Here is a 3,744-nt window from a genome sequence, read left to right as displayed (position 1 = left end):
TGCGACTGCTCCAGACCCAACTGGTGATGCAGGTGTTCCAGGTGCACAGCAATTTATTTTAGAAGACGTTCCAAGAAAAATTCAAGAGTACGGTGAAGACACTTGTTTCTTCTCAACAAACTGCTCTATGCAAGAACCGCTAATCAAGTCTTCTCTTGAAAATGGTGGTATTTTAGCACAACAATGTTGTCCATCTCCATACCATGGCTATCCAGGAGCATTAGGGATCAGTATTCCTGAAGATAAACAAGGTGATGTATCTTACGTAATCGAGCAAATTTCTGCTAAAGTTGCAGAAAAAGGTGGCGAAGGTAGATTCTCAACTTGGCCAGTACCTGTAAACATGATGTTTGTTGAAGCTGGTGCTGAATATGCAATCGGTTATGCACAAGGAAAAACAAATGGTAAACTTGACAAAGCTTACATGGAAAAAGTGCTTTCTGAATATTCAGGTACAACTATTAACTTAACAACATTAGAAGAGGGTGGCACAACTTACGATAACTTCTTATTATTGTTATCAGGATATATCACTTTCTAATTGATTCAAAATTAAATAAAGATGAGGTTGTCTGGTTAGACAACCTTTTTTTAAGGATAAGAGGGGTGACATTTTTGAGTGATATACTTTTAGAGCTAAGGGAAATTTCCAAGTTTTATGGTGAAAATAATGTACTAAACAAAGTGAGTTTGAACTTAAAAAAAGGAGAAATTATCTCGCTATTGGGTGAAAATGGTGCTGGTAAATCTACCTTGATGAATATTTTATTTGGTATGCCGGTTATTCATTCTACTGGTGGCTATTTGGGTGATATCCTAATAGACGGTCAGAAGGTGGATATTACAACGCCTGAAAAAGCCATGGAGTTGGGCATTGGCATGGTGCATCAGGAATTTATGCTAATTCCAGGATATACTGTAGCTGAAAATATAAAACTAAATAGAGAAGACACTAAAGACAATGTTGTGAGTATGGCCTTTGGTGCAGATTATAAAACACTTAACATGAAAAAAATGAATCAAGATGCAAGAGCTGCTCTTGATAAACTTGAAATAAACATAGAAGAATATGCTAGGGTTGAAGGTCTACCTGTTGGTTATATGCAGTTCGTTGAAATTGCGAGAGAAATTGATAAGAGCAATGTCAAGGTTCTCGTATTTGATGAGCCGACTGCTGTATTAACTGAAAGCGAAGCGGACAACTTAATCAAAGCAATGAAACATATTGCCTCGCAAGGTATTGCAATTATATTTATTACGCATAGACTAGATGAAGTTATCGCTTGTACAGAGCGTGTAACGATCTTAAGGGATGGGCATCTTGTCGTTACTAAGGATACAAAGGACACCAACATTGTTGAGCTTGCTGAGTTAATGGTTGGGCGTAAAATAGACAAATTAAAGAGCATGGAGGACAATCGACAGGTTGAAAAAAATCCTGTTCACATGCGATTAAAAGACTTTAAGGTGGGGATGCCTGGAGAACTTGTAAAAGGCATTAATCTAGACATCTATAAAGGTGAAATCATTGGTATAGGCGGTCTTGCAGGACAAGGGAAAATTGGAATCGCAAACGGATTAATGGGTATTTATCCAGCTAAAGGCGAGGTTACGTTGAACGATGAGCCTCTGGTACTCAATAAACCTATGCTTTCACTAAAGAAAAAACTTGCATTCGTCTCTGAAGATCGAAAGGGTGTTGGATTACTCCTTGATGATCCAATTGACATCAACATTGCCATCAGCTCTGTACAGGTCAATAATGGATTTTTAAAATCCTATGGTTTCTTTTCACAAATTGATAAAAACCTAGTAAGATCACATGCTGAAGAAATGATAAAGGCCTTCGATATTAGATGTACAGGACCAGACCAGCCAACGAGGAGACTTAGTGGTGGTAATCAACAGAAGGTTTGCCTTGCTAGAGCGATAACTTTAGAACCAGAAGTATTGCTCGTTTCAGAGCCAACTAGAGGTATTGATATAGGTGCCAAAAAACTTGTTTTAGACACACTGGTCAGCCTCAATAGAGATAAAAATATGACAATTATCATGACTTCAAGTGAACTTTCAGAGCTTAGAGCCATTTGCGACCGAATTGCGATTATCTCTGAAGGAAAACTTGTGGGTATATTAAAACCAGACGATAAGGATTCTAATTTTGGTCTTTTAATGTCAGGTAAAACAGAATTACCTGGGGGTGAAAATTAATGAATGCTAAACTTAAAAACATAGTTAAAAATATCGGCATCCCTAGAATAACCATTGTTTCATTGCTGATTATTATTTATATAACCGCATTTGTTCTTAAAATGGATGTAAAATCACTGCTTTCTGACAACCTAGTACGTATGGGCATGAACGGGATTCTTGTATTGGCCATGGTTCCTGGAATTGTAACTGGCACAGGATTAAACTTTGGTTTACCACTTGGAATCATCTGCGGTATTCTTGGTGGCCTCTTAAGTATAGAATTCCACTTAACTGGACTCTTTGGTTTTGTTATGGCAGTTTTGTTCTCAATTCCAATCTCTTTAGCAGCAGGTTACTTTTATGGCAAATTGCTCAATCGCGTAAAGGGTTCAGAAATGATGGTTGGAACTTATGTTGGCTTTTCAGTGGTTTCCTTGATGTGTATTGGATGGTTAGTCATTCCTTTCAAATCGGACTCTATTAGATGGCCAATTGGTCAAGGTTTAAGAACGACAATTGCATTAACAGATTATTACGACAAGGTTCTAAATCGATTTTTAGAGTTTCCCCTGTTTGGTATTATGATTCCAACCGGTTTACTCTTATTCTTCTTTTTAATGTGTGCCTTTGTCTATATTTTCTTAAAGTCTAAAACAGGTCTTGCAATGAAAGCTACAGGTAGTAATAACAAATTTGCAAAATCATCTGGGATCGATGTTGATAAGAGCCGTTTAATTGCAACAATTTTATCTACATGTCTCGGGGCAATTGGCATCATTGTTTATGCACAAAGCTATGGCTTCTTCCAGCTCTATACAGCGCCGTTGATGATGGGCTTTGGTGCAGTTGCTGCTGTTCTTTTAGGTGGTGCATCGGCAAACTCAGCTAGAATTTTTCATGTAATATTTGGCGTATTCGTATTTCAAGGATTATTACTTGTGGCATTACCCGTAGCAAATGTGATCTTACCTCAAGGCAATCTTTCAGAAGTAATGCGTGTAATCGTGCAATACGGCATCATTTTATACGCATTGACTAAAGCTGGAGGTGGACAATAATGAATCAAAAATTTAAAGCGGGTTTAATTCATAACATTGTGACAATCGTATTTGTTATTTTATGTATCATTGGTATTGTTGCTTCTCAACAGCCCTTGCCATTTATTTTGAAAGAGCTTATTACCCGAATTGGCAGAAATTCATTTTTGGTATTGGCACTAATCATTCCTGTTATTGCAGGTATGGGGCTTAACTTCGGTATCGTTATTGGTGCCATGGCTGCTCAAATCGTCATGATATTTGGTATCAGTTACGGCTTCACAGGATTTAGTGGCTTTATATTCTGTATTATTTTATCAACACCAATTGCAGCCTTATTTGGATATGCAACTGGTAAGGTCCTTAATAAGACCATTGGTCAAGAGATGATCACTTCAATGATTTTAGGTTTCTTTGCAAACGGTCTTTATCAATTGTTGTTCTTATTCCTAGTGGGTACATTACTTCCAATAGGTAATGAGCAGTATTTAATTCCTGGCGGTGTGGGCATTGT

At 37.4% G+C, this 3,744-nt stretch carries 3 protein-coding genes and 1 pseudogene; all 4 read left to right on the top strand.

Features of this window, described 5'->3' with window-relative positions; translation table 11 throughout:
* Positions 1–541: DUF3798 domain-containing protein (locus AC220I_RS19710; RefSeq protein ID WP_486725576.1), on the top strand; the 541-nt coding region annotated here is incomplete at its 5' end.
* Positions 542–615: 74 nt separating this feature from the next.
* Entirely contained in the window at positions 616–2,211 is a 1,596-nt protein-coding gene (locus tag AC220I_RS19705) for a sugar ABC transporter ATP-binding protein (RefSeq protein WP_486725575.1), read from the top strand.
* Positions 2,211–3,251, top strand: a complete 1,041-nt coding sequence (locus tag AC220I_RS19700) for an ABC transporter permease subunit (RefSeq protein WP_486725574.1) — start codon at positions 2,211–2,213, stop codon at positions 3,249–3,251. Before AC220I_RS19705 ends, AC220I_RS19700 begins: the two co-directional genes overlap by 1 nt.
* Positions 3,251–3,744, top strand: a pseudogene (locus tag AC220I_RS19695) (ABC transporter permease subunit); the annotation flags it as partial. The gene AC220I_RS19700 and the pseudogene AC220I_RS19695, both read left to right, overlap by 1 nt.

Source organism: Fusibacter sp. (assembly GCF_057447755.1).
The sequence above is the reverse complement of the archived record's forward strand: the minus strand, read 5'-3'. Positions and strand labels throughout refer to the sequence as shown.

Excerpts from the sequence above, each read along its gene's own strand:
- AC220I_RS19700 (WP_486725574.1), top strand. The coding sequence starts at position 2,211 with ATGAATGCTAAACTTAAAAACATAGTTAAAAATATCGGCATCCCTAGA.